Here is a 26,750-nt window from a genome sequence, read left to right as displayed (position 1 = left end):
GTCAGCAGGGCCAGAACCGGGAAGGCTCTCACTTGGCCAGATGCGTAAACAGGACCATCCCGGCCGCGTTCTCACCAGAGACAACACACGCCCGAGACGCCCCATCCACGAGCGGGCGATAGGCCACAACGTCGGCCTCCGGAATCCAGGCATAGGTCGTTCCCGAGCGCAGAACCTGCCGCCAGCCCTGAAAGACCGTGTCCGTCACAGCGATCTGCGGAGCGGCAGTTCCAACATGGACGGCACCACGACGCGGCTCGGCAAAAAGCGGCTCGAAGTCATGGGCGGGACTGCGGCAGGTCACGGGAACCGGCGTGGCGTGTAGCGTTAGCGGCGCCTGTGTGACTGTCGGGGGCGGACCCCAGTTGCGAGAACCGAGCTCCGACTGACGCTCCTGCGACAGTCTATCGAGCTGCTCAGGCGTCAGATGCTGCGCTGAGGCCTGGGACACCAGAGGGGCCGCCAGCGAGACACAGACGGCGAGCCAGAAGCGAAAGCGCATGGTGCAGAATCCTTTAGAAAGTACCTCTCCATAGTCTGACCGATCCGAATGTGAGTGCGAACAGGACCCTGATTGACGCGCTCGGATCGCACTCACATGTGCGCCCGTCATGATGTCCGCAGGAGGATCAAACCCATGCGCTCTTTCATCCCGATGCTGATGCTCGGGCTCCCGGCTGTTGCCCTGGGAGCCTCGACCTGCCCCGCCGCGGAGCCAATCCGTGCTGCTGGTGGCCCGCCCCCTTCACGGCCGCTACCTGTTATGCCGGAGATGGGGCCAGCGCTGCCCGCCGCCGACATTGCAGCCTCACCTGCCTTGACCCGCCTTGCGAGCCAGGGCGCGCAACTCTATCGGCTGAAATCCGAACACGGTCTTGAGGCCGTCTTTGCCCGGAGCGGCACGCAGTTCCGTGTCTTTTACCTCACGCCCGATCATCTGGCCGAAATCGGAGGGGTCATGTGGGATGCGACCGGTCATAACATCACGCGCGACCAGGTCTCATCGATCCCGGGTGCGATCCCGACTGTACAATGGAATCCCTCGGGCTCCGGCCCGGGCTCAAGGCCGGGCGCCGCATCAGCGAACACTGCACCTCTCGCTGTGGATCCTGTTGAGCGCGTGAAAGCGGTTGCCTTCGGGCTTGAAGGACAGGACACGGCACCTCGCGTCTATATGTTCATTGATCCGCTATGTCCGTTTTCGACCCGTGCCTACGCAGCCCTGAAGCCTGCTGTTGCTTCCGGCCGGCTACAGCTTGCGATCGTTCCGGTCTCGATCAACGATCATGAGAACAAGGGGGCCAGTACGCCGGCTGCGCAACAGATGCTCTCTGCAAAACCGCATGACATGGCTGCACTGTGGAACCAGATCGATGATCTTGGTCACGCTGTTCCAGGCCACGCGACCTCAGACACGGCGGGCGCCAGCCTGATGCTGAATCTCTCTGCCGCTCATTCGATTGGCCTCAGAGGAACGCCAACCTTCGTGTGGAAGGATCGCAACGGCACCCCGCATGTTGAGGCAGGCCTGCCAGACGATCTTGATGCGTTTCTCGCGAGCCTTCACGCATGAGCGGTCGTCCGACAGTGAAGCAGCGGGCCGGACGAGCCGCGTTATGGCTCGTCTTTCCGTTTATCTTCGCGCTGAGGCCGGGTCTGCGCACGGCGCAGCAGGGTCTTCGGATCCTTCAGGACGTTCCTGTGATCCAGCCCGTGGATCAGACGACGTTCGAGGACCAGCCTCCCATGTCGCCGCAAATGGCTGCAATCCGTAAGCGAACCCGGACCCTGGGGCGACTGTATGGCACGCTCTGTCTGCTGGCGAGCCTCTGGTGGGTGATGATCCTCATGTGGAGCGGCGGGGCCGCTTTCAGCGCATCCTGCGTAGAAGCGCTCGCCTGTGCGATTGTTCTGGGAAGCCAGTTTGTTATTCAGGGCTTCTCAAACTGGCAGGCCCGGACAGGACGCGCCGGAAAACTCTCGGAGTATCTTTCGGACGGGCGGCTGCTCTGGCCCCGGTGAAGCCAGTCTCCGGGACGTCTCAGAATGTCCCGGACTGGGCGGCTTTGCGGTCAATCGACCAGGCGGCCTTTTCATAATCAGGTCGATCACCCTGATCGACCGGGTCATTGGGTTTGACAATGGTGCCGGCCCGCGTGGCAAGCGCAGGACGCCAGGTCACGGGCGCGGAGCCATAGGGCGCGTAAGGATCGTAAAGCGGCTGCTTCACCTTGGGTGGTGGTGGCACATTGTAAGACGAGATCGAACGGATGTTGCCGTGAGCGCAGGCTGACAGGCTGCACAGCAACGCGAGCCCCGCGACACTTTGCCTCAACGAAATGACCCTCAAGCCCTGCTGCCCTTTGCCTTTAGCTCGGCTTCAAGCGACGCAATCTGCGCTTCAGCTTTCTGAGCACGCTTCCGCATTTTCTCAGCGAATTCGCTCCATTCATCCCGGTTGCGAATCATCTCATCCAGACCCGTATCCGCGATACGGTGCTTCTTTGCGAGGGCATCGTACCTCCTAACGAGATCGTTATGAAGATCAACGACCTGATTATAGGCGGCCAGGGGAACCGACTTACCGGCAGCCTGTGCCATTCTTTCGGTAGCCTGCGTGATACGGCAGAGCTGGCCAAATTCCAGAATGTCAGCCATTATCCGTTCTCCTTAATCCTCGGCGCGGCCAGAGATCTGCATGAGAGCTCTGGTGGTGGAGTCTACTGGCTCTGCCGCGCCCTTGTCGACGGTATTCTGGGCATTTCCGATTGCACTCACATCCGACACGGTCTGTTGGGCAATATTTGCCACTTTATCTGTAGGAGCGGCGATCCCCCGGCCGGTTGACTTGTCATTGAAGTCGTCACTGTCCACACGACCAATACTCGTCATGCCCGCCATCGCAGGGATATGATGGGGCAGCGTTGAAATCAGCCTGAAGCACATGACGGCGATGCTCATCTCCATCGTGACGAACATGCAGAGCAGGACGATCAGACCAATGAAATTGTCCAGAAGCCAGCCACGCTCAAAGACGAACCCGGTGGCAATCGAGAACGCCTTCATGACCAGCCAGGAGATCGAGGCAAAGATCGTGTAACTGAGCACGAGACCCGCAATCATCATCACCGGGCGAAAGAGAATCGTGAACAGCACTTCATATCCGCGGTTCCCGCGTCCATGAAGGCCCTCTCCCTGAAACACCAGATGCGCCAGCATCCACAATGGGACACCCACCACGGCTTCAACCACGACAATATACCAACCCGCAACGCCAGCCATCCAATAGGCAAACGGGGTCATGGGGAGGACGTAAGCAAGCGTAATACCGGGCGCAAGCAGGAAGAAAGCGGCCGCAAAGACAGGCGTGAGCAGGGCTTTGATAAGACCGCTCAGTGCGAAGCTGCCTGCGGATGCGATGGCAGCCGGGACATCCCCGGTGGCAAGATTGGCCGCTGTCGCAAGCCCCGCCCCTGTCTTGCTGCTGAGCACCGCCGCGCCGCCAATAATCGCCAGCGCCGTGTGAATCAGAAGATGGCCGAGCCCGATCATTGCCCCCAAAGGGTCGGTCCAGTCGCTCCCGGATGTTGGCGACAGGAGATGATTGACGATCAGCGTCATGACCCCGTTCGTGATGCCAAGCGCCTGAAGAACACGGTCCAGAGCGGATTGCCCGGAGCTGGGCAAAGCCGCATTACTGAAGAGCCTCGTCGCCCCGTTCGGCGCACTGGCACTATCTGACGTTGCGAGCTTCTGCTCTTCCGCAGCCTGATACTGTTCAATCGCAGTGATTGGACCCGCTAGGTCTTTGGAGAGAAATGACCCCAATCCCTGCCAGCTTGGCAGCGTGACCGAGGGGACAATGGAGGACATGGACAGCACCTCTGCGTTGAGGCGCGAGATCTCAAGGTAGTAAGCCCCCAGCCCGCTCCAGCCGAGATTTTTCATAGCCACATAACCGGCATCATTCGAGCCGTTACCATCTGAGGAATACTGCGCACGGATCTTGCTGATCATGGCGGTGGCCGCTTCACTCAGCGCGCTCGAATAGGCTGTATTCTGTGCGGTCAGAACACCATCCATGGAGCGGAGGGCGGTCACATCCCGGGTCTGCCAGATCGTATCTGCGAGAGACGACATAGGCGTGCGCACCGCGCTGATCAGATCCTGCAGCGCTTTAACCTGCCTGGTGCCGACATCTGTCAGATCGAGGTTTGACCCGAGCATCTGCTGCTCGACCTGCTGCGGGATTGTCACCGAGATACTGCCGCAGGTTGCGGCAGCTGTCGCTTCGCCGACCGCGAGGCTGTAATCGACGGTCACGGGTGAACCGTTACCAGGATTGGAAATCCTGGGTTCGGGCATAAGGTCAGGATTGTTCGAGGCTTTGTTGACCAAGGCGCGGCACAGTTCGCTTTCCATCACCGCCATAACGACCTGCCTGGTCCCCGGGATGATCGGTTCAGCAAGGGGCAAAGCATCCGGGCCAATGGATTTGGCCACAACATCCGTGAGGTTGCGGGCCATCCCGATCGCCGTTTTCGCACCCTGCACGACGAGCGCCTGCCCGACCGAGAAGCCTCCATTTGCAGGGATCGGCACCATCAGCCCGAGTGCAACAACAACGCGCAGCGGCACCCACCCGGAGAAACTTGCAGAGAAAATCTTTCCGCTTTCTGCCGTCTTATGAACCTGCAGGATGGAGGCATAGCTGATCCAGAACGCCGCAATCAGCATCGCATAAGCCGAAATATACTGTAGCATCGTGCCTGTGGCTGTCTCTGTACCCCCTGACATCGGGAAGAGACTGTCGAGCACGCGGGCGGACCAGTCATCGCCCGCGCTCAGGTTGCTCCAGCTCACGCTGTCTGCCGTGGTTCCGGCAGAGGCGGATCCCACAGTGACCGTGAGGGCCACGACTATCATGGTGACCGCCCGGAAATGCCGGGACGCTCGAAGGAGCCGCATGAACTGGTGCATTGTTTTAGACCTCGGGGCTCGGGCTGTTATCGCGACTTTGCTCCTGACCCTGTTTTCGATCTTTGGTAAAAAAATCATGGAAACGGTCCACCAGACGCTGCAGAGCCGCACCAACTTCCCTCAGAAAGTCCTTGCCCGGCTCCTGGCCCGGAAGAGATTCCAGCCTCTTGCCAACACTGGCGGCGGTTTCTTCTGCGCTCTGCACCGTGGGGTCACTCAAAGCGTCGCGCTTTGACGCTTCATCGCCTAAAACTTCGACCTCTTTGCCCAACCGCTGAGACGACTTGCGAAGTTTTTCCCAGGACTCTGCAAAGCCGGGCGTGTTCTCCAGGGATGCGGTGAGCTGTGCGCGAAGCGCCTTATGGCTCCCATCCCCGGTCATGCCCGCGATGACAGACCGCTCTGACTGTCCGGGCTCTGATGCGGCTTTACTGAAGGCTTCAAAGAACTCATGGCCTACACGCTTGAGCGTGCCAAGATCTTCCTCGACCTCTCGGGCCGCTGCCTTGACCCTCCGGGTCCGGTCCATGATCTGGCGCTCGTCGCTCTTGCCCACCAGACCACTCATAAAGTCGGCCAGGCCATGACGATTGGTCGCCGTTGCGATCGTTGGCGCAACTTTCGCCTCGGCTTGATTGGGCTTGCTCTCCGGCTTTGGCTTGTTTTCCACGGCTTCTTGACCAACGTCCGGTTGTACGGCTTCCCGCTTATCTCCTGCTCGCGTAGGCCCGACAGATTCAGCTTCGTCAGCAGTTCTTTGGTCCTCTCTATGTACCGCACGGTCTACTCCTGCCGCGCTTTGTGGCCGCGTCTCTTCCACTTCTCCCGGCTGCTCAGACGAGCGATGATCTCCTTGGAACTCCTCATTGTCCCGAAAGGGACCGGCCTCGTCTTCAAGAGACTGTAGATATCCTTCGTCCTCAAACGGGTCGTTCGAGGGAAGGCCAGGCTCCAGGATCTCATGCTGTGTCCGGGGCGCCTGCTGAGGCTCGTGTGAGGGGTGTTCACTTTCCGCGACAGAAGGCTCAGGCTCCGTCACGGTCGGCTGGGGCATGTCAGCAGAAGCCGGTTTGTGCACTTCCGAAGATGCTTCCCTCACAGGAGCGGGCTCTGGCGTCGATGTCACTACGGGGTCCAGCTGCTGTGCATCTGGTCGAGGTGACAACTCTGGCTCGGTCTGTTGCGCGCGGGCAGGAGTGCCAGAGAGGGCCATGGTGATGCGATAGTCCAGAACGGCAGCCAGCCGTGCAGCCGCAACGGAAGCCTGTTCTTCCGGAGACATTTCGGACATCTCCAGCGCTGTTTTACGGAGATCACGGACGAGATCTCGATCTTCAAGCGAGCCAGCCTGCGCCAGAAGGGCTTTGATTTCTTCGTTCTCCAGCCCCGGCAGATCTGTGCCATGGGCCTTCAGGCCAGCCGCGAGAATGGGCGGGATCTGCGGCTCTGCACCGGTTCCGCTCAGAGCCTTCCAGTCCTGGACAAGCCAAGCCACCTGAACGGTGAACTTTGGATCGCCTTCCAGCCCCGGGTTTTCGCGCAGCCGCCCGGTCAGGTTCGAGAGATCTTTTGCAAGCCCGCGCTCTGCTTCGGGGATGGTCGACTGGTGAGCATCAAGCGCCTGCAGGACGTAGCCTAACGGCCCTTGCTGAGTGAGAGTACCCGACATGGTCATTCCTATTCGTGATGTTCAGGGGAGTGTTGTGGTAGGAACTGGCAGAGGCGAAACCGCCCGAAGCCTTTGCTCAGCGGAGGTCGCGAGCCTGTTGGCCTCCATCAGCGCCCGGGTCTGGTCCAGTTTGAACTGCTGCCAGGCAATCCAGTTACGCTGCGCGTCCAGCAGCGCGATCTGGACAAGGACCGATTTTTCGGAGGGCATCGCCTGCAGATCTGCCTGCCAGTCAGTGCCACTGTATTTCCGGTTGATTTCCAGTTCCGTGGCTTCGCTTTCAGAGCCAACCGACGTGTTGGTGTACCCCTCACGGACCGCCTCTGCTTTTTGGGCAGCACTCAGGGTCACGGTGTTCGCGTGCCACCCGATAATGTCGTCTCCGACGTGATGGGCGAGCGAAATGGCAGCATTATAGGCACGGCGACCCGGAAGGGCGGACTGCCCATCCACAGAGGTCAGGGCGCTCCCCCGCAGCGCGGCAGGCGCAACCGGCTGGATCAGTGTCGTAACATAATCATTGGCACGGTCGATTGAGGCCTGATCCTGATACGCCGGTGGCGTTAACAGGCTGGTGGCGTTCTGATCTGCATTCTGCTGGTCGGTGGATGCCAGCGAACAAACACCAGCGTCCGCTTCTGCGTCCGAGCAGTAAAGCGTGAAATGGCGGTTATTATTGGCCTGCGCGCCCTGCCCTGCACCTTCCCAGGACGGCGTTCCTTTTCCGGCCTGCGTCCGCTTGTCCTTGCCGCTATCAAGAGCCGTCGCAACGGCAGCACCATTTCGCGCAGCGACAACGGCAGCCTGCCCTCCTTCCAGATTGAGGCAATCCTGTCGGTTGGTCGCATGGTTGTCGCGCTGCTGAGCCGCCCGGACGTCTCGGGCAAGTTCGGCCTGCACCATATTGTTGGCGTCTGCGATCTGTTCCTGTGCCCCCACCTGCGCCTTCATGTAGTTGCTCAACTGCGTAAAGCCGTCTCCCAGACTGCCGTTAATGAGGCCAAGCGTACTGTTCAGGACTTTCTGGGCCGTTGTGATGACGCTGTTCATCGCGCCCTGAAGCGTGCTGATCGCGCCCACAATCGCGGCTGAATCAAAGAAGGCATAAGCCGGCTTCGGGGCTGCAACGGTTGCAAGCGCTAGAACCAGAAGGCTTGCGCCGCCGAGCCGTCCAGCTCTGTCGAGAAGCCGCTTCATTGGCTCACCCGAGAAATGCCGGTGCTCGATCCTATGGCGTCAAAGCTGTACCCCGAAGGAAGCTGGCTTTGTCCGGACACAACCCAGCTCTGGTTGCCGGTCGTATTCGTCCCGGCATTGATTAGGCTGTCGCCGCCGCCGCCAAAACTCAGGTTCGGGCAAAAACTGCCTGCCCCGAGGCCAAGATTAAAGTTCGTATCGAGACCCGTCACAGAGAGACCGCAATGGGCCGAACTCTGGAGGCTGTCCCATTCTGATGAGAGCTGGGAGCAGATCTTGCCCATTGCCGCTTCAGCGAGCGATGCGACATTCAGTTTGCTCGTGACGACATCCAGACCAACGCCGTTGAAGAAGTTTCCCAGGCAGGTGAACCTCGTTACGGATTTAGGCTGATGGATTGTTGCGTCGTCAGCCTTCAGGTCTGCAGCAAGCCCGGTCGCGCCTGCCTGCACGAGTGTCTGGCAGCCGGAGGAAGAGTCTTCTGCGAAGGCAGGTGTCACCAGACTGAAACCGAACGCGGCGATCAGCGGTACAAAAGTGAGACGTGTGCTCTCTCGGCACCCTTTCATTGTGCCGCACCTGAAGGCGTTCCCGAAGGGCGACTGTCCTGTCCTGAGCCAGGCTTTCCGAGAGGCCCAAGGATCTGCCTCGCGCCCTCTGCTGTCAGCCATCCGCCCTTAGGCTTTTCCTGCTCTCTCGTCTCACCAGACACCTTGACCCTCCAAAGCGGTTTCCATCCTGAGAGATAATAGAGGTGGGGGATGTGAGTGCGTACCCGGTGTGTCGCGGCGGCAGGAACGGGTTGGAAACCGAAAAACGTCTTTGCGAGACATTCCGATGCCGGAACGGGAAGCCGCAAAAATCAGATTGTGAGCCATGCAAAAATGGAATGGGGGTATTCCTGGAACGCGGCCTCGTTGGTTTTCGGGACTCTGCCGCCGCTGCCACGAGGTGTTGCAGAAATACACAGTTCCCCAAAAACGACCAGTCATTGGTAACATTTTGCGACGCGAGCGGTTAGGCTGTTTGACGATATATTAACGCTTCGATGGATGTAAAGAATACCATGAAGGCAAGCATTGTAGAAATGAAGTTTCGCTCCGGCTCGATTCCACCATGGATCAGTTTGCCATCAAAAAAGTTCTTTTGTCATGTGACCGCGTTAAAAGAGTTAACAACAAGTAAAGAAATATCGTTAAAGCGAACGAAAACCAGAAGGCTATGGTCTCACAGCGAGACGACACTGCTCACGAAAATCTATCCGACGGACACGGCGATCAAGGTCATTGCCGAGAGGCTCGGAAGAAGTCCGCAGGCTGTCGCGAACAAAGCGAAGCGACTGGGATTGCGCCGTCCGCTGACACTGAAGCGCCAACGTGCTGCACAAGCTCGAAAAAATTCCACAATCGTTAATGAGCATCATAACAATACATCGTCGGCAATGCTGGGCGCGCTTCCAAAAACGGCGTCTGGAAGAGCCATCTGGAACACACAGTCCCTGCATCTGCTGGCTGATCTGTGGAAGAGGCTCTATTCGCCTGCCTTCATCGCTGAATACTTCGGACTGAAGTACAATACTGTCTGTATGGCTGCTAAAAGGGCGGGGCTTCCGAACCGGGCCGGTTTCACACTGTTACGCACTTCTCCGACCGAAAACCCGTTTGCTGTTGCCGAAAATGCAACACTTGCCAGCCAGATGATTGCCAGGACCTGTGGCATCACGAACACAGTGTTTTTCCAGCATCCGAAGGATCGCCGCCAGCAACATTACAGCTACCTCGGCAGTCGTCTTGTCGAGCGCCGCGCGTCGGGATGCTTCCACTGATGCGTAACGCGTCCGCTGCTATCAGCCGGCGACTTCTCGATCCGGAGTTCCTCCAACGCATCGTCAAGCGCGTTCTCGTTGCCTTTTCGGGCAGTCTGATCCTCAACGTCATTCTGGGACTGGCCCTTACCGTATCGGTGATGAAAACACCGCACGTCCGATATATCTATCATGACTCATTGGGGAAGCCCCGGGAGCTGATCGTCACGGACCAACCGTATTTTTCTGACTCCGAAGTCATCAACTGGGCCGCAAGGAAAGTCACCAATCTCTATACGATGGATTTCGTGAGTTACGCCAAGCACCTGGATGCCTCTGCGAAAGACTTCGACCTTCCCGCATGGAACGCCTGGGCTCAGTCCTTCTCCGGGCCGGGCAATATTGATTTCATCAAGGCCAAACGTGTCTTCCTGACCGCAACGCCGAAGAGTGCGCCATCGATACGTTCCGAAGGAAAAACGAGAAGTGGCGACTATGAGTGGCACGTCTCATTTCCAATGTTGCTCAAATGGGAGAATGCCTCCGGCTCGACCACCAACCTTCTGTCGGTGGATGTGACGATCAGGCGCACCAACAGTCCCGAGCATCCTGACGGGCTTGTCATCACAGAACTCAACGCGCCGCGCGCCGCCGATAACGGGGGCTGAATGCACAGCACAATTAGAGCGGTCATCGGGCTTCTGCTGCTAGCAGTTCCCGAAGCAGTGGTTTGCGCGCAGACCACGCGGGACAGCAACGGCGCGCCACGGGTCGATCCCATTTATGAAGGCTTGCCGCCGCCTCCCAGTGCGATGCAACACTTCTATGACCGGGTCGATCAGGGCCAGAAGAACCTGGACGCAGCAGAAGATCCTCACCGTCTGGCCACCCCTGTGTCGCGGTCTGTGCGGATCTCCCTCGCCCCGGGTGCTCAGACCAATATCATCAGGATTGCGCAGGATTATCCCGCAGCCATCACGTTTCTGGATGAGACGGGTCAGTCCTGGCCGATTGCCTGGGATATCGCCACCAACAAAAGCGGCGGGTGTGACGCCCATGGTCAGGGACAGAACTCCGCCGTGCGCAGTGTCGGGATCAATGCGTGTGTTCCGGAAGCCGGCTCGAACGTCCTGCAGCTGACCCCCGTCTCGCGTTATGCTCATGGCGGTGTTCTGGTCAATCTCAAGGGCGCGCCAAAGCCGATCTCCTTCATGATCATCAGTGGAACAGGCGCCTATGACGCCGACCTGACGGTCCGGGTTGCCGCACGCGGTCCAAACGCGAAAGACACGCCCAATTCTGAGCCCGATGCGCCAGCTACGGGCGATCGTAACCTCGACGACATGCTCGATGGTGCGCCACCCGCCGATGCCGTTCCCCTGCGTATTTCCGGCGTCAGCCCGGATCGGATCAGGGCCTGGAAGCTGGGCGACAAGATGTACCTTCGCACCGATTACACGCCGATTTCTCCCGCCCCAAGCGCTCATGCGACCGAGTACGGCATTGGCATTTTTGAAATCCCCGAGACATCGAACGTGCTCCTGTCTTCAGGTGCCCGGATCATCTCTGCGACATTATCGGAGGACGGCCCGTGAGCGAGGCGCATCCAGGACCGGCCGCATCTGCCAGCGGCCTAGCCATCAGTCTCAAGGCGTCTCGTCGCCCCGCCTTCGCGGTCGCAGGCCTTCTCGTGGTGGCTGCAGGTGGGTGGTACATGATGAGCCACGGCTCAGCGCCAAAACCGAAGTCAGCGGCCCTGCAAACCCCAACCCTCGCGCCGCCAGCCGGAGGAAACAATCACTCCGACAAGCTCGACAGCGCAACCGTTATGAAGGAAAAGGCTGACGCCGACGCCGCCAAGGCCAATGGACGATCTTTTGCAAGCGCGCTGACGACAGACAGGCCGCTGGGGGACGATAAAGCCCCTCTGCTGGGTCGGATGCCTGGCACTGGTTCTGCAACAACCGCCGGCGTAACGCCCCCCGGGACGCCTCGGCCAGCGCCACCTCCGCCACCTGCAGTGAATCAGTTCACGCGCGCTCCGGAAGGAACCAAGGCCGCGTCCGAACCGCCCGCGAGCCGGGAGCGGCAGCCAGGAGAACTCTCTGAGGCACAGGAGGTTGAGTTATTGGCTGCGTGGAGCGGCAGGCCGGCTTCACTGGACATGGAACTTCCAGCGGAAACCGCGGCGGCAGGTGGCCACAGGCAGGACAGCACGTCTTTCACGCAGGAGCCCCAGGCGACCTCCTCAGGTGGAACCGGGTCACAGCAGAATGTGGCAACCGTAAAGTCGGCAACCCACAGGCTCCTTGCTGCAGGAAGGGGCGTTTATGGTCATTCTCTTCTTGGTGTTAACAGCGACTATCCGGGCACCCCGGTTCTCGTGGAGATTGATTCAGGACCACTCGCCCACGACAGACTGTCAGGCTCCTTCGAGCGCAAAGACGAACGGCTGGTCATCAAGTTCGATAAACTGATGATCGGTGACAGCGACCCTCTGCCGGTTTCTGCCTATGCCGTCGCACCCGACACCATGGAAACCGGCCTGGCCTCGGAAGTTCACGAGCATCTCCCGACGCGTGTCTTTCTTCCGGCCGCTGCGGCTTTTGTCGAAGGTCTCGGCAACGCGATGCAGAGCACAAACACAAACAGTGTGACCAGCGGGCTGGGCGTGAGTTCGTTCACGCATCTGACCTTGCCCCAGCAGCTTGGTGTTGCTGCCGGACGGGCTGGACAGGAAATGGGCCAGATCCTGCAAAAGCAAACGCCTCAGAACCCGACAGTCCTTCTTCATAAGGATGATCCTATCGGAGTGATTTTCACGGCGCCGGTGGACGCCCCCTGACTGCACTCACAACGGCCTTTGGCATCCTGCAAGGACGACACAGGAGGGACCATCAGCATGCGAGGAAACGCAATGCGCCGTGAGGACACAGGAGAGGTCGTGGAGATGCTGCGACCTCAGAAGCGCTCCACAGACCGGCCCGGTAAACAGGCCGAAGACGGCCAGATGCCACAGGAGGCAGAGCTGTCAGGCAACCGGGCGGATGCGCCAGAGGAAACGACAGAGAGCCGCCGCAAGCCTCTGAAGTCGCAGAATGGCACGGAAGACCGTGCTCCGCGCACGCCACGAAGCAGACTTCTGGTCGGTACCGCTCTGGCGGTGCTTGGGGCTGGAGGTCTGCTTGGCGGTGCTGTGGCGGTCGGTGCACATTTTGGCGTGCCGATCCCGTTTGTAAATGACAGACCACGCGCATCGATCACCACCACACCAGATGCACCAGCGGTCCCATCGGCTCGAAAGTCGGCCTTTACGTTGGCACCACCAGCGCTTGGCACGCCTGATGTCCCGGAAAAGCGGGTCCAGCAACCCTCTGTCGCTCAGAACGACGACCCGTTCGGCGGCGAGGGCATGACAGCCCCGGTTGATCCCCCAGCCACCACAAAGCCGGCTGAGATCAAAGCAGCTCCAGTCATTCCCGTGCCGCCCGCCGTCTCGGATGGAGCGCCAAACGCCTCCGCGGTGCCACCGAGCCAGGCGGTCTCCGCGCCTCAGGCTCAGTCCGCTGTGTCTGCCGCTCCGGCTGCGGCCCCCGCGCCCTCCTTCGCGTCCCCTGCATCCCCTTCACCAGACGCAGCCCTCGAGCTGGAAATGGCCAAACAGCTGAAAGCGCTGGATGATCATGTGGCGGCCTTGCAGAAAAACGTCGACGCCATGCAGGACAATGTGACGGCGACGCTGAACCGCGGTCTTGGCGAGTTCAAGGGACGCCTTGACGAGCTTCAGCATCACGAAGACCAGACAGATCGCGCGCTCCAGGCAAGCCAGTCCCCTCTGGCCCATCCGGCTCGTGAACACAGCAGTGCTGTGCCAGTTGCGCCGCGGGCCGTAAGTGTTGCGCAGCCTCACCCGTCAGCGGAGCCAAGTACGCCCAAGCCGGCCCTTGTGCATCTGCCCCAGTTCACGGTGCAGGCGGGAGCGCCAGGAATTGCCATTCTTCAGGACGAACAGGGCAATGCCAGCCGCGTCGAAGCGGGCTCCGTGATCCCCGGATGGGGGCCGGTCATCACGATTACCTCTTCGGGGTCGAGATGGGTCGTTCGCACCCCAAAAGGTCTGATCCACTAAGATGGAAGGGCTTTTCGACTTCGCTCAGGATCTTGGTGCCGCACTGTCCTGGCTGCTTCCGTTCCTTTGCTACGTCGGCGGAGGCTGCTTTCTCCTGAGCGGCGTCATGGGCATCTTTCAGCGCTCATCCATCAGTAACGGGCTACTCTCCAAGGGCGTGATTCCGGAGATGATGATCCTTGTTGGTGCGACTTTCCTGTCGTTTCCCGAGTTTCTCAATATGGGAAACCGCACCCTTGGCTTTGAGGGTAATGCCGGCATCGGTGCATCATCGAAAGTCAGCTTTTCCTCGGATGCCCTGATGACAGCGGCACAAGGTGGCCCGCTGGCTGCCCTGACGGCCATCCTCAATGTCTTTCACGTCTACTTCGCAGCCTACGGCGCACTGATCGTCTATTTCGCGATCGTGCGCCAGATGGGCCGGGCGAAAGGCGCGAACAACAGTTCCACCGGCCTCAACATGGTCATGGGAATAGCGGGATTCCTCGTGATGAACGCAGACGTCCTTGGTCCTGCACTCCTCAAAGAACTGAAGCTTGTGCAGTGACCCCACACCCTCACCCCACAGTCGACGCCCAGAGCGTCTATTCCGGAGTCATTATGACACAGTCCTCCCGCACACACCTGAAGCGCTCCCTGATGGTCGCGGCCCCTGCGCTTTCCGCATTGTCGTCTTTTGCTTTCGCCTCCGCAGCACGTGCTCAGGCCATTGACGACATCACGCGTGACGCAACGCAGAAAGGGATGAACGCCTTCGGCATGGGTCTTAACGCCTTCTGCTTTATCGGCGGTGGGCTTTTGCTTGCCATCGCCATCTTCGGTTGGTGGCAGCATCAGCGGAATCCGAATGCAGGATCGAAGCCTGGCATGATCATCGCTGGCTTCATTTGCGGTGGCATTCTCCTGGCATTCCCGTTCCTTGCCAAGACCGCGTCCTTTACGATGTTTGGTACTGCGCCGAGCGTCACAGGCGAACAGCAGCAGATGAAGTTCGACAAGTAAGATGCCTTCGTCGCGCCCATTGGCTTCGGCCGCCCCTGAAAGGTTGACGGTTGAAGATCTGACTGCACCGATGAGCGGGCATTGCACCTGCTGCGAGCACATGCTCGCAGCAGTTACCGTGTCAGGCAGACCCCTCTGTCTGACCTGTGCGCCGGCATTCGCGCTCGATGAGCCCGGTATAGACGATGTCGCGACACTGATCTGGCTCCCGCATCTGGATCAAGGCGCTCTGGGACGTTGTGTCACAGCACTTCATGTGGCCGCGAAAGCAGCGGGCCACACCGTTTACGATCAGGGGCTTTCAGGCGAGGCGCTGAGCGCAAAGCGCGCCTTCGAGGCTCTTCTGTCCTGCCGCCTCGGGGCATTGGAGAAGATCGGGACGGACCGCCCGTCTTTGTACCGATCCGCTCTGAAAAGCCTCTCCCGTAACCCTTTCCCGGATGCTCATGAAACCGGGCTTCGGATCCTCATGCGGGGAAAGTGGTTTCCAGACAATCCGCGCCGCTATCTCGACGCGGCTCAAGAATGGGCAGTGTCACGCTGATGCTACGTAAAAAAACGGTGCACTCAGAGGGGCAGGAAGCCCCGCGTCTCGCGCGGTCCAGAGCCTCCCTCTTCGATGGTGTCTTGCGGACGATTGCAGCCACATCAACCTTCCTGCATCGGGACGTGACCTCGTTCTGCGATCTGGCAACCTGCGATCAACGCGGCCTGATCACGTTCCAGGGCGATTACGCCACCGTCATCCGCCTGCGCGGGATGCGGCGGATCGCCAACGGGGCTGAAATCGCCGCGGCATCCTCACGACTTCGTCTGGCTTTGGGAAGTCAGTTCAGTCGGCCCGGCCATGCGTTGCAGTTCTGCTATGTCGCCGATCCTGAGGGTGTCAGTGAGAGCATCCGGCGAAACCTCGATGAACGACGGACCGTTGCAGGTGCGCTGAACGCGGATTTTGAAGACATCTTCACGGAACGACAGAAGGTACTTCCACCTTTCATGCGTCAGGAACGCACGTACCTCGTTCTCTGGACAAGACCTGCATGCCTGTCATCGCAGGAGGTGTCCCAGGCCAAACGCGAGCGGGCCAGCAATCTCAAGGACCTTCCGCCCCTGGGTGATGCTCAGAACCCTCTTCTGGGTAGCCTTGAACTGGGGACGATCCATCAGACCTTCGTGCAGGGTACCTGTGATGCTCTGAGCGCAGAAGCAGTGCAGGTCGATATTCTCAGCCCCGAAGAGGGTCTGCAGGCCATTCGGCAGGAACTCTACCCCGATACGATCGGCTCTGCCTGGACACCGTCCACGCCACTTCGTAAACCGGGCGGAACCGTTCCCGAGACGGATGCTCCGGCTGACGCGGCCGATGTTCTCTGGCCTCCGCTGCGCGAACAGCTCTTCCGTGACGATGCCAGCACGCCTGACTTCTCTACGGCCCGTATGGGTGTCTTCGACTGGAGCCCGATCGAACTGACGCGGGTTCCAGAAATGCCGGTGCCAGGCGTGAGCAACAAACCTGTTCCGACATTTACCGAGCTTGCAGCGCGTCTGTCGGGTCGCCGCATGCCCTGGCGTGCGACAGCTTTGATAGAAGGCGTGCGGCCGGGTTACATGGTGTGGAAGGATACGATCGCACAGTTCCTGAAGTTCGGCTCCAACACCCCCATTAATTCGGGGTTCGAAGAGCTGAAGGCCATGCGTAACAGCCAGAGTGACAGTATCGTCAAGCTGCGCATGGCCTTCGCCACCCGCTCGAACGCGGGTGACACCGAAGCACTCCGCACCCGTGCCTCAAGGCTGGAGCAGGCCATCCAGTCCTGGGACAGTGCTCAGGCCAGCCGCGTATGTGGGGACCCGCTTGCGGGTGTCCTGTCTTCCGTCCCCGGGCTGGCCCTTGCCTCAACCGCACCTCCGACCCCTGGCCCGATGTCCCAGATTCTGACGATGATGCCATGGGCCAGACCGGGGATGCCCTGGTCCGATGGTGCGATGCTGTTTCGCGCGAACGATGGCACGGTGGTTCCTTATGACCCTGCTGGCTCAGGGCGCGAGGCGGTACTTGACCTGTTCGTAGCGCCTTCCCGTCGCGGTAAGTCCATGCTGGCCAATGCCCTCCTGCTAGCCACGGTCCTGAGCCCTGCTGCAATGACAGCTCAAGGTGCCAAACTACCCCTGATCGGGAAAATGGACGTTGGGGATTCGTCTTCAGGGTTTATCGATATGGTCAAGGCCGGCTTGCGACAGGAAGACCGGCACCTTGCAATCCATATTCCATTTCAGCTGATTGACGAACACGCTTACAATATTTTCGATACCGAAACGTGCTGCCGGGCACCGCTGCCCTATCATCGCACGTTTCTGACCAATTTCATCGCGCAGATCTGTAAGCCGCTCGATGGTTCTGACTTCGAAGGCATGAACCAGCTGATCGACGCACTCATTACGGCCGCGTATGAATACTTCTCGGACACGGGGCCCTCCGTGCGGCCAAAGATGTACCGTGAGGGCGTTGATCGCTCGGGCATCGACGCGGCTCTTGCGCATCATCGTCTTGTGGCGACGCGGAATACGTCCTGGTGGGAAGTTGCAGACCTGCTGGCAAGCGCCGGCGACATGCGTATGGCGCACCGCGCAACACAGTTTGCCGTGCCGGTTATCAGCGATCTCGTCGAGGTCGTGCGTGAAGAGCGCATCCGCATGGAGTTCGACAAGACGAACCCGACAGGCGGCGCAGAGTCCTCCATTGATGTCTTCCGACGATACCTCAATCACTTCGTCGCAAAATTTCCAAGTCTGACAAAACCCACACGTCTGGATCTTGGAGAGGCGCGGATTGTGGTCATCGACATTGACCGGGTTGCGCCGGAAGGTCAGGGAGAGGCGCAACGTCAGACGGACCTGATGTATCTTCTGGGGTTTCAGATCGCTTCGCGCAACTTCTTCCTGCATCCAGAGGATGCCCAATACGTCCCTCTCCATGTCCGTCCGTATCATCGCAAGCGCTTCGAGGAGTTCCGGGAAAGCTTCAAGCGGATTGAGTGTGACGAGTTCCAGAGAACCGCAGGCGCGCCCTTCATCCAGAAGCAGTTTGAGGAGGCCGCACGACGGGGCGCCAAGCTCAATGTGAAAATCGGCCTTGCCAGTCAGAAGCTCGCAGATTTTGGAGACTATCTTATTTCTCACTCAACCGGTCGCTTCATTCTGGGCGCCGGCGACGAAGAAGAAGCCAATGAAATCTGCCAGCGTTTTCGCCTGAGTTCAGCCGCCCAGGCGATTGTCCGCAATGGACTGAACGGCCCCCGTGCCGATGGAAGCGGTGCCCCGCTCATCTGGCAGACGCGCGTGAACCACGAACTGTACGAACTGTTCGTTCTCAATCTTATGGGACCGATTGAACTGTGGGCGCTGTCTACCAGCCCCAAGGACACCGCCCTGAGACGCCGTCTCTATGACGCACTCGGGACGACAGAAGCACGTCGACGCCTCGCAAAGGTCTTTCCCAGGGGATCGGCCGAGCAGGAAATTGAGCGCCGCGAAGACGTCCGGATGAAAGCCGGTCAGGATTCAAGCACCGCCCTCGGCGGCGTGATCGAGGACATTGCCAGAGAACTCAGGGATGGCGTCGGGCTGGGTACGGTCATCCGGATGCCTTCTGAAGACGAACTGTCCGCACTCACAAAGGAGTCCGCCACACTAACAGCATGAAGAACGCTCTTTTCATGCTTCCCCTCGTCGGCCTTGCAGCGCTCAGCGGGTGTGCGGGTGAGAATACCGAGACCCCGGTAACCGTCGATGTCCCGGGGATGCCATCACCCGAGCTGGCCCTGCAAAAAAGCCTTGATCGCATCAACGGCTTTTTAGGGAGTCTGAACCAGCGGATCGACACCCCGGCTCGACAGACAACCGCACTTGCTGTCACGCCCTCCCACCCGATCAATCTTGCGCCACAAGCCCAGGCATCTCCACTGCCGGTGACATCCCCACCGGCTGCACCGCATGAAGCCAGTCCGCTTTCTGGCAAGGCGGGGCTGACATGGTTTGCCTACGGCGAGGGCTATGCCCGGGTCCATTGCGCGCCAGGCGCCCTCTGCATTCTTCGCCTTCAGCCGGGTGAGACGGTCGCAAGTGAGGCCCTTGCTGTAGAGCCAAAAGCCGGATGGCGGACAGATCTCGTGCATGGAACACACGGTATTCACGCTGCCTGGGCCGTCGCACTCACGCCTGACCCGACCGCCAGGCAGTCCATCCTGCGTTTCTCGACCAGTCGACGTTCTTATGTCGTCATCCTTGATCCCGTCGGCCCCTCAATGCGCAGCATTGCCTACAGCTATGCTTCGGGCGATCCGCAGACGCAGTCCGAGCCGCCGCCGTCGCCAGAGGCGCTGGCCAAGCGGAATACTCCAGATTTTGACTTTCACATGACAGGCAGCAGCCCGGCATGGAAGCCTCTGCGGATCTACCGCGAGGGCGATCATACCTACATTCAGTTTCCGCCCGGTGGGATCAACAGTGCCCCTCGTCTGGTTGTGCTGTCACCCTCCACCACCGCAACCCAGCCGTATCGAACGGTCGGTGACTCTTATGTCGTCGACCTACCCGTCACTGATGCCCTGTTGATCGGTAACGACCCCGGCTCTCCTACAATTCGCATCTCTCATGGAGGAAAGGCATGACGCGCCGTCCCTATGCCCCTATCGCTGCGTCAGTGCTCACCTTCCTGAGCGCGTGCACCGAGGTTCCACCATCCCAGACGTCTCACGTTAGCGGAGCTAACTTCAGAGATACGTCTGCACTCACTGTGTTTATCGCTGATATCCTTGCTAACAGCCTGGATGCAGGACGCACTGTCGTCCGCCTTGCCCCTTACACCGGCCCCGACGATGCGCACGCCCAGACGCTGCTGACAGATACGCTGCGCGAGCGTGGCTTTGCGCTCTCTCCACAGGGTATGCCTTACCCGGGCGCACAAACGGTCAGGTATGCTGTCTCGCCGCTTGGCACAGATCTTCTTGTTGAACTCGATGTTGAAGACGCTATTGCCACCTGTCTCTACGGACATGATGCCGATGGCGCACTCAGGCGCAAGGGCAGTTGCAGTCTGAGGTCGGGAGCAGCACTGAGCCTGCGCATCCCCACACAGGACATTCTTGTCCCTGCGCCGGAAAAACCCAAGGTCGCCACCTCTGCGCCCCAGGCTGGTCCTGTACAGCTTGCCCCTCACGCTCCGGACGATGCGAAGACAGTCGGCGCCGCACCTGTCGAAGCAACGCCGCGTGCAGTCATCACTGCCGCCGCACCGTCGCCCCCTGTTCATTTGCAGCCACCTGCTGAGGTCTGGACGCTTATCGAAGGTCAGCCGATCCGCGATCAGATGATTGCCTGGGGTGATCGGGCCGGATGGCGGGTCATCTGGCCTGAAGGCATGAACTGGATGGTTCCGGTGACGACCGGCTTCACAGGACCGTTCCGGCATGACGACGGACACGGTGGGGATGACGGTGTGATGTCACAGGTCATTCACGCCCTTTCTGCTCAAGGCAAAACAATCAGCCTCCAGCTCTTTACAGTTAATCATGTCGCACTCGTTACAAATACGGGGATCCAGCAATGACCCGCACCAAACACACCTACCGCCTGCTAACAGGTCTCAGCGTCCTGGCGCTCCTGGGGGGATGCAGTGACTTTAACGATGCTCGGGAAAAAGAGCAGCGCATGGCAAGGCTTGGGGACACGACCCGACCACCGGAACAGCCGATCGTGTCATCCATCAACGCCCCCTATCTGCTGGGGGAAGCGCTCAAGGACCGGGACGCGACGCCCGGGATTTTGAAGGCTCCGGCGTCCATCCTTATCGCTCGTCCGGTCGAAATCCGCGATGCTGCGATCCTGGCAAGCCGCATTACGCACATTCCCGTAAGCGTTGCTCCCGACGCTGAAGAAACGGACAGTGATAGCGCGTTCTCAATGCCGGCGTTGAGTGGGGGATTCAATGGCGTCGCGCTGCCACCTCCGCCAACCATGGCAGGTGCTGCAAACTCTGCGGGTACGCGCAGAAGCGCGTCAGCCGCGCTGTCAGCATGGCACGGCCCCGGTGCCTGGCTGAGTTACGATGGCACGCGGGCCGGACTGTTTCAGGCGATCGCAACACGATTTGGCGTCTGGCAACGGTTCGAAGACGGTCAGGTCCGGTTCTTTCGCAACGAAACGAAGACATTTGTTGTTCCGACTTTTCCAGGATCAACGAACATCAACACGACGATTACCGCCTACACTGGCGGCGGAGGTGGAGGAAGCTCTGGCGGTGGGTCTGGCGGAAGCTCTGGTGGCGGAGGAGGCTCCTCCGGAAGCTCAGGAGGATCTTCTGGCGGCAGCTCTGGCGGTGGATCATCATCGGGCATGGCCTCCATCTCTCGCGAGAGCAAAACCGATCGCTGGAAAAACCTTCAGAAAACCGCAAACACGATTGCAAACGGCGCTCAGGTCATCGCCGATGAAGGTCTGGGTACGCTTTCAGTCACAGGAAATCCAGACCAGGTAACAAGAGTTTCCGACTGGATCCACTCTCTCTCCGAGAGTCTGATGCAGCAGGTCGCAATCGATGTGCACGTTTATACGCTCAAAGAGACACATGAAACGAACTATGGATTCAGCCCGCAGATTGCCTTGAAGAATTACGGCAAGGTCTATGGTCTGAGCATGATCCCCGCCGCGATACCGGGCATGCAGACGAATGACATCCCCTTTTCATTCGGCGCCTCGATCCTGGACACGGCCAAAGGGGCTGCAGGCCAGTTTTCCGGATCGCAGCTTGCCGTTCAGGCGCTTTCCGAGCTTGGAAACGTGACAGAGATGTACAGTCGCTCTGCCGTGGCAACCAACGGTATGTCAGCCCCATTCCAGAACGGGATCAATACGACCTATCTCGCCAATTCGAGCACTGTCCTCGCGTCAAACGCCGGCTCCTCCGCGACCCTCTCCCCTGGCGTGGTGATGAGTGGGTTCATGGGGGAAATCACACCGAGGATCGTGGATCAGAGGATCCTGCTCCACATCAACTTCCTGCTGCAAACCCTCCTGAGTATCCAGACCTTCCAGTCGAACGGTTCGTCCATTCAGGAGCCTAAAACCTCCAGTACGTCACTCGACGATACCGTGGTTCTCCGATCCGGTTCCACGCTGATGCTGTCGGGCTATGTCGATGATTCCTCATCCCGGGACCGCACGGGCGTTGGATCGCCGCTTTTCTGGTTAGGCGGTGGCGGCGGCGACGCACAAACACAGAAAACTCAGGTTATCGTTACGGTAGAGGCGCACACCCTATGAAACGTGCAACGCATACTCGCTGCTGTGGCGCGGCTATCCTGATCTTCACGATGGCAAGCGCTCACGCTGAAGTCCCGGATTGCGCCACCCATCTCCAGCGTGCCGCCCCAGGGCAAGTCCTGACCGCAGAACAGATTGACCTGAACAACAACTGCTTACAGGAACTGCAGCAGGAGAGCGCTGCCGTTGAGCTGAGAGCCCGCATAGCAGATTCCGAAAAGAAAATTCTGGGCAGGACCGAGCCTGGGCCTTCTCCTGCAACCCGAACGTCTGGCGGCCTCCCGCTCCCGGGCTTTCCAACAGTCCTGCCTCCGAACGCTCCCACCCCAGTCCAACCCCGGACACCAACACCCCCTGTCTGGCTGCCGCCCCGCATAGCCATGATCGCCTCCGACCGGGGACGGATGACGGCCTCTCTCAAAATGCCCGATGGAGCGCTGTATGACGCGATTAAAGGGACCGTGCTTCCAGATGGTTCCACGGTAACGGCCATCCGCGCAGACATTGTCTACGTCCGACACGGAAAAGACGTCGTGCCATTGTCCAATGACGATGGGTCAAGCCAGATTGGCCAAGCCGTTGCCTCCGGTGTATCCGGCGCCTCAGCCTTTCCAGTGCTCGGAACCTCCGGGGCGCGGCAATGAGCCTCGACCTTCAGACCCGTGACCATCGGTGGTGCCTCGACGCAAGCTGGATTTCGTACGCTCGTCGACCTGCCGCCTCAGAACTGCGTGCTCGTGCGCGCAGTATCCGCGCGACGCACTATCTGGTTGTCCCTGGACGACCTGCGCTCGTCGGTTTTTTCGCGTTCCGGGACGGCTCCAAACGCAAATCGCTTATACCGGCTGCGTTAGCCGCGGCACGGACACTCGGGCCCGATGCCTACGCGGAATACGAACCTGAACCAGGACGGCTCTGGATTGTTGCAACCGACCATTTAGGCAATTTAACGCCGTTCGCCGATAGCTGCATCAGCGCGTCGGAGCAGGAAGCGTTTGAAGCTCGCCTCGATCCGTCGCTGGTGGCCCGCAAACAGCGCTTTGATATCGATCAGGTCGACGAGAAATTCGCGCAGTTCGAGCCTGAATCATACCCGTTGCGTGAAGTGTCTTCCCGTCGAAGTCTTTTTATCGGGGCCGGAATTGTTGCTTGCGGCGTTGGCATCGGCTTGAGCCTCTATACCTGGCATCTCCACAATATTCGTCTTGCAGCAGACAGGGTCCAGCAGATGCGTGTCGAGAGTGACCGCCTGAAAAGGCTGGCCAACGCGCAGGTTACAACCGTAACGCCGGATCATTGGATCAATGCGTGCCTTAAGACGGCAAAGGCCATTCCACTATTCGCCGCGGGCTGGGCCCAGATGGAGTGGGTTTGCAACAGCACAGGAGTAGAGATCACCTGGTTAAGAGCTGGCGGAACCCTCGCTGATGCGCCTCCAGGGAAGTACACCGATCAAGGAGATCTGATTGTACAGACACTCCCCATGGAGCCTGAAAGAACACGACCACAGGCTCATGCTCCCGTTGACGGCAAGCGCCTCCTGCTTGCGCTCCTGCAACAATCTGGCGTCAAGGCACAGATCCATACCACCGTCGTCCTAGACCAGGATCCCAAGCAGGCGCACGGCCCTCCACCGGCAGCGTCAGCCCAGTTCATCTGGCCCACTGATCCACGGTCAACCTCGTGGGACGCCATTCCCGGGCTACAGTTTATTGAGCTTCGCCATAAGACCGGACTTCAGTTGTCCTCTGCGGCCGGCCAGCAATCAGACCTGAACAGCTATCTCGTTTCTGCCCAGATTGGCGAAGGAGACCATGCCCCGTGAGCCTATTCAACCGGCTGCAAAATCGGACCCGAAAGTCAACGTCCTACGATGGGACGCTGGATGCCACAGAGGCACAGCACGTCGCTATCGATGACCTGACCAAGACCCTCTACGTCGATCAGACCAGACGGAATAGCGTTGCGATCCAACAATGGATGGCAGAGCATCGCGCCAGGACAGGCTTGCTGTACCGTGTGGAGTGGGAACCTTTCAGCGACATCAGTCGCCGTCGCGAGGAAATCCGTCAGACTTATGCAGGTCAAAAGGGACCGCAGGAGACGTCCAATACGGCGCGAAACCAAGCAATTGGTATGCTGAAAATTGCCGCGCAGTGCCGCGCTAGCGACGTGCATGTTCTCAAGCGAAAAGACCATACCGAAATTCAGTTTCGCATCAAAAAAACCCTGATGGTTTATCGCGAGCTGAATAATACGGAGGGCGAAGCCCTGCTGGTCGCGCTGTACCGTCTTTGCTCCAGTCAAGACAACACGATCAAGCCGCTGGAAACCCAGGATGGTGGCATCACCGGGCAGATCCTTGACGGCACCGGCCTGGAGAACGTGCGTCTGGTGCGTGGCCCCGCCTATCCGGCAAACGACGGTGGCGGGCACATGGAACTGCGACTGCAGTATCGAGAGAAGAGTGAAGGCTCAGGTGCGCTGCCAGCCGGTGTGACACTCCGACTGCCGCGGCGGCCGGAAGGTGAACTGAAACTCGCAAGCTATGGGTTTTCCGAGGACCAGATTGATCGCCTGAAGTACATCGCAACACAGCCCTCCGGTGTGCTTCTTCTGACAGGTCCAACCGGTTCAGGAAAGACGACAACAATTTACGAGCTTGCAAAATGGCAAGCCCGAACCGATCCGGGGAAGCGACTGGTCGGTATTGAGCAGCCAGTAGAATATCCCATGCCGTGGGCGGTTCAGCTTGAGATCTCCAACGCCCTGGATTCAAAGACCGCAGGTGAACGTTTTCAGGCAAATCTTCGCTACAGTCTTCGTATGGACCCGGACCGGCTGATTATCGGTGAAATCCGAGACGCCGAGGTGGCACTGACAACTTTCGATGCCGCTCAAACCGGTCATGGCGTCCTTTCTACCCTGCATATCGAAGACCCCTTCGAGTTTCCAACACGCCTGCAAAACATGAATTTCGAACGGCTGTCATTCCGGGTGACCTGCAACAGTTCTGTTATTCGTGGCGTCGTCGCTCAGCGACTGCTGCCTCTTCTCTGTCCGCATTGCAAGGAACTCTGGACCGTCAACGACGAACGTATGCCACAGAGGGCAGCGCAGGCTCTGGCGACCTGGGGCGATACATCCTCAACATACAAAATTCATCCAGGCGGCTGCTCACGTTGCCAATACACCGGGGCCGGCTCTGTCACCTCTGTGGCTGAGGTCGTCGAGACGGATGAGGAGCTGATGAATGATCTCATCACCAAGGGCATCGCGATTGCACGTCGCCGCTTCCGCTCCCGCCCCGAAGCAGACACCCCGATGGTTGAAAAGGCCATCAAGCTCGCACTTGAGGGCCTTGTCGATCCGTACACAATCATCCGCGAAGTCGACAAGATCCCGTCCAGGGAACAGGTCGATCGCGATCGCAGGATCGGACGTGCGGAGCGTGCAAGAGCCGCACAGGACGCAGCGGCTCTCGCCAGGGAAGAGGAGATAGCCTGATGCCCTTCGAAGTTATTTCGCATGAGGCCCCCCGCTCGTATGGCCTCGAGAATGCAACCCCATTCTCGTTATTCGGTCACCGCCTGAACTTCGGTTGGTCCGTGCGCGCAAAATTATATCAGATGATGATCCCCCGGCTTCGGGACAAGAACGGTACGACACCAGAACGGCTCTTCGAGCAATATGCTCGCCGCCTTCGACGGAGAGGTATGGTTGGACGGTCAGCTGCCACGGTCGTTGAACTCCTGCTCGAAGAGATGACGGAGCATGCCCGAAAGCTCGCACCGGCCATGCGGCCTCTGATCCCGGCCGACGAGTTCGCAATCATCGACGCAGGAGAACGCAGTGGCGACCTGGCGCAGGCCCTGGAAAATCTGCTCGAGCAACGCCGCCGCACAGCGAACATCGTCAAGGCAAACCGCAAAGTGGCGCTCCTGCTTCTGGCCTTTATCGGGCTTTTTGGGGGCACGTTCTGGATCATCGGAAAGTTCGCTATTCCCTCCCTCCTGCCCTTCGCCCATGCCTTCTCAAAGCGTCAGACCGGGTCACAGCAGACCCTTCTTGCCGTCACCGGCTGGGTCACAGGGACCGGACCTCTTTGGGTCATCTCTGGAGTTATCGTCGTCTGCGCCGTGGTTTTCTGGAGTTTTCGACGACTCACCGGTCCGTTGCGGCTGGCTCTCGAAAAGATCCCCCCATGGTCAACCTACCGCGCCATCGAAGGATACATATGGCTTTCGACGTACATTATTCTCGTGCGAGCGGGTGCGCCAGAGACGTCGGTTCTGGAAGACCAGATGAAAACTGCCTCGCCATGGCTGCGTGAACGACTGTCCAAACTTGCTGAGCTCATGGGCCAACATGCTTACCTCTTTCCGGTTGCCCTGGAAGAGAGCGGTTTCCAGTTCCCATCGCCCGACATGATCGATGACATCGCCAATGCCTGGGGTGGCTCAACAGACGGATACGATCGGCTGCTTGCCTCCTCAAAGCTCTGGGCTGATGACATCGAGCAGGCAGCGATTCAACGAACCGAGTGGCTTCGGACCATAGGATTCACAGTCATGTGGATCATCGCGGGCGCACTCACATTCGCCACAGATACATTCATCCCGCTGGATCAGTTTTAGGTCCAGCGCATG

26 protein-coding genes are annotated in these 26,750 nt (G+C 59.4%); 18 read left to right on the top strand and 8 right to left on the bottom strand.

All coding sequences use genetic code 11. The features are described from left to right. Positions 1-28: 28 nt before the first annotated feature. Positions 29-502, bottom strand: coding sequence for a hypothetical protein (locus KP702_RS12555; protein WP_215769087.1), 474 nt, complete (start codon positions 500-502; stop codon positions 29-31). Between the two features lie 135 nt (positions 503-637). On the opposite strand from KP702_RS12555, the gene KP702_RS12550 reads away from it, so the two are divergent. Together KP702_RS12550 and KP702_RS12545 are read left to right on the top strand one after the other, a co-directional pair. Beyond that, positions 638-1,573, top strand: a complete 936-nt coding sequence (locus KP702_RS12550) for a DsbC family protein (protein WP_215769086.1) — start codon at positions 638-640, stop codon at positions 1,571-1,573. Then, complete coding sequence (locus KP702_RS12545; RefSeq protein WP_215769085.1) at positions 1,570-2,022, top strand: hypothetical protein; 453 nt, start codon at positions 1,570-1,572, stop codon at positions 2,020-2,022. The genes KP702_RS12550 and KP702_RS12545 overlap by 4 nt, the downstream gene beginning before the upstream one ends. 19 nt (positions 2,023-2,041) lie before the next feature. Here KP702_RS12545 and KP702_RS12540 read toward each other — a convergent pair whose 3' ends face one another. The 7 genes from KP702_RS12540 to KP702_RS16260 are packed head-to-tail and all read right to left on the bottom strand — an operon-like array spanning position 2,042 to position 8,558. After that, complete coding sequence (locus KP702_RS12540; RefSeq protein WP_215769084.1) at positions 2,042-2,350, bottom strand: hypothetical protein; 309 nt, start codon at positions 2,348-2,350, stop codon at positions 2,042-2,044. After that, entirely contained in the window at positions 2,347-2,658 is a 312-nt protein-coding gene (locus tag KP702_RS12535) for a hypothetical protein (RefSeq protein WP_215769083.1), read from the bottom strand. Before KP702_RS12535 ends, KP702_RS12540 begins: the two co-directional genes overlap by 4 nt. A gap of 12 nt (positions 2,659-2,670) precedes the next feature. Beyond that, positions 2,671-4,968 (bottom strand): DotA/TraY family protein, encoded by a 2,298-nt coding sequence (locus tag KP702_RS12530; protein WP_252348716.1) that lies wholly within the window; start codon positions 4,966-4,968, stop codon positions 2,671-2,673. A 16-nt stretch (positions 4,969-4,984) separates the two neighbouring features. Next, a complete protein-coding gene (locus KP702_RS12525; protein WP_215769081.1) occupies positions 4,985-6,649 on the bottom strand; it encodes a hypothetical protein in 1,665 nt (554 codons plus the stop codon). A 21-nt stretch (positions 6,650-6,670) separates the two neighbouring features. Beyond that, positions 6,671-7,846, bottom strand: a complete 1,176-nt coding sequence (locus tag KP702_RS12520) for a hypothetical protein (protein ID WP_215769080.1) — start codon at positions 7,844-7,846, stop codon at positions 6,671-6,673. Further along, entirely contained in the window at positions 7,843-8,415 is a 573-nt protein-coding gene (locus KP702_RS12515) for a hypothetical protein (RefSeq protein WP_252348715.1), read from the bottom strand. The genes KP702_RS12520 and KP702_RS12515 overlap by 4 nt, the downstream gene beginning before the upstream one ends. Then, positions 8,412-8,558, bottom strand: coding sequence for a hypothetical protein (locus KP702_RS16260; protein ID WP_252348714.1), 147 nt, complete (start codon positions 8,556-8,558; stop codon positions 8,412-8,414). The genes KP702_RS12515 and KP702_RS16260 overlap by 4 nt, the downstream gene beginning before the upstream one ends. A 354-nt stretch (positions 8,559-8,912) precedes the next feature. Between KP702_RS16260 and KP702_RS12510 the strand changes: the two genes are divergently transcribed. The 16 genes from KP702_RS12510 to KP702_RS12435 all read left to right on the top strand — a co-directional run bounded on the left by KP702_RS12510 (position 8,913) and on the right by KP702_RS12435 (position 26,738). Further along, positions 8,913-9,671 carry a hypothetical protein gene (locus KP702_RS12510; protein ID WP_215769078.1) on the top strand — a complete coding sequence of 253 codons (759 nt, stop codon included), beginning with the start codon at positions 8,913-8,915 and terminating at the stop codon, positions 9,669-9,671. Beyond that, the gene (locus KP702_RS12505; protein ID WP_215769077.1) at positions 9,671-10,318 is read left to right on the top strand and encodes a DotI/IcmL family type IV secretion protein; all 648 of its coding nucleotides are present in this window, start codon (positions 9,671-9,673) and stop codon (positions 10,316-10,318) included. Before KP702_RS12510 ends, KP702_RS12505 begins: the two co-directional genes overlap by 1 nt. Next, positions 10,319-11,245, top strand: a complete 927-nt coding sequence (locus tag KP702_RS12500) for a DotH/IcmK family type IV secretion protein (protein ID WP_215769076.1) — start codon at positions 10,319-10,321, stop codon at positions 11,243-11,245. Beyond that, on the top strand, positions 11,242-12,495 hold the full coding sequence (locus KP702_RS16255) for a DotG/IcmE/VirB10 family protein (protein WP_252348713.1): 1,254 nt from the start codon (positions 11,242-11,244) through the stop codon (positions 12,493-12,495). Before KP702_RS12500 ends, KP702_RS16255 begins: the two co-directional genes overlap by 4 nt. A gap of 72 nt (positions 12,496-12,567) precedes the next feature. Next, positions 12,568-13,779, top strand: a complete 1,212-nt coding sequence (locus KP702_RS12490) for a hypothetical protein (RefSeq protein WP_215769075.1) — start codon at positions 12,568-12,570, stop codon at positions 13,777-13,779. A 1-nt stretch (position 13,780) separates the two neighbouring features. Beyond that, positions 13,781-14,326, top strand: a complete 546-nt coding sequence (locus KP702_RS12485) for a hypothetical protein (RefSeq protein ID WP_024717053.1) — start codon at positions 13,781-13,783, stop codon at positions 14,324-14,326. A 53-nt stretch (positions 14,327-14,379) separates the two neighbouring features. Beyond that, positions 14,380-14,781, top strand: coding sequence for a hypothetical protein (locus tag KP702_RS12480; protein WP_061510691.1), 402 nt, complete (start codon positions 14,380-14,382; stop codon positions 14,779-14,781). Position 14,782: 1 nt separating this feature from the next. After that, positions 14,783-15,325: a hypothetical protein gene (locus KP702_RS12475; protein WP_215769074.1), complete on the top strand. Its 543-nt coding sequence runs from the start codon at positions 14,783-14,785 to the stop codon at positions 15,323-15,325. Further along, a complete protein-coding gene (locus KP702_RS12470) occupies positions 15,325-18,483 on the top strand; it encodes a type IV secretion protein DotO (protein ID WP_252348712.1) in 3,159 nt (1,052 codons plus the stop codon). The genes KP702_RS12475 and KP702_RS12470 overlap by 1 nt, the downstream gene beginning before the upstream one ends. Positions 18,484-18,497: 14 nt before the next feature. Further along, a complete protein-coding gene (locus KP702_RS12465; protein WP_252348711.1) occupies positions 18,498-19,451 on the top strand; it encodes a TrbG/VirB9 family P-type conjugative transfer protein in 954 nt (317 codons plus the stop codon). Further along, positions 19,448-20,389: a toxin co-regulated pilus biosynthesis Q family protein gene (locus KP702_RS12460; RefSeq protein WP_215769071.1), complete on the top strand. Its 942-nt coding sequence runs from the start codon at positions 19,448-19,450 to the stop codon at positions 20,387-20,389. Before KP702_RS12465 ends, KP702_RS12460 begins: the two co-directional genes overlap by 4 nt. Beyond that, positions 20,386-22,101 (top strand): secretin N-terminal domain-containing protein, encoded by a 1,716-nt coding sequence (locus KP702_RS12455; protein ID WP_215769070.1) that lies wholly within the window; start codon positions 20,386-20,388, stop codon positions 22,099-22,101. The genes KP702_RS12460 and KP702_RS12455 overlap by 4 nt, the downstream gene beginning before the upstream one ends. Next, positions 22,098-22,745: a type IV pilus biogenesis protein PilP gene (pilP, locus tag KP702_RS12450; RefSeq protein ID WP_215769069.1), complete on the top strand. Its 648-nt coding sequence runs from the start codon at positions 22,098-22,100 to the stop codon at positions 22,743-22,745. The genes KP702_RS12455 and pilP overlap by 4 nt, the downstream gene beginning before the upstream one ends. Beyond that, positions 22,742-23,926 carry a type 4b pilus protein PilO2 gene (locus KP702_RS12445; protein WP_215769068.1) on the top strand — a complete coding sequence of 395 codons (1,185 nt, stop codon included), beginning with the start codon at positions 22,742-22,744 and terminating at the stop codon, positions 23,924-23,926. Before pilP ends, KP702_RS12445 begins: the two co-directional genes overlap by 4 nt. Then, positions 23,923-25,608, top strand: a complete 1,686-nt coding sequence (locus tag KP702_RS12440; protein WP_011251506.1) for a GspE/PulE family protein — start codon at positions 23,923-23,925, stop codon at positions 25,606-25,608. Before KP702_RS12445 ends, KP702_RS12440 begins: the two co-directional genes overlap by 4 nt. Then, a complete protein-coding gene (locus tag KP702_RS12435; protein WP_215769067.1) occupies positions 25,608-26,738 on the top strand; it encodes a pilus biosynthesis protein PilR in 1,131 nt (376 codons plus the stop codon). The genes KP702_RS12440 and KP702_RS12435 overlap by 1 nt, the downstream gene beginning before the upstream one ends. Positions 26,739-26,750 lie beyond the last annotated feature (12 nt).

It is taken from the genome of Gluconobacter sp. P5B12, assembly GCF_018812035.1.
In the GTDB taxonomy this organism is placed as follows: Bacteria; Pseudomonadota; Alphaproteobacteria; order Acetobacterales; family Acetobacteraceae; genus Gluconobacter.
Note: the sequence above shows the minus strand (reverse complement) of the source record. Positions and strands in the feature narration are given on the sequence as shown.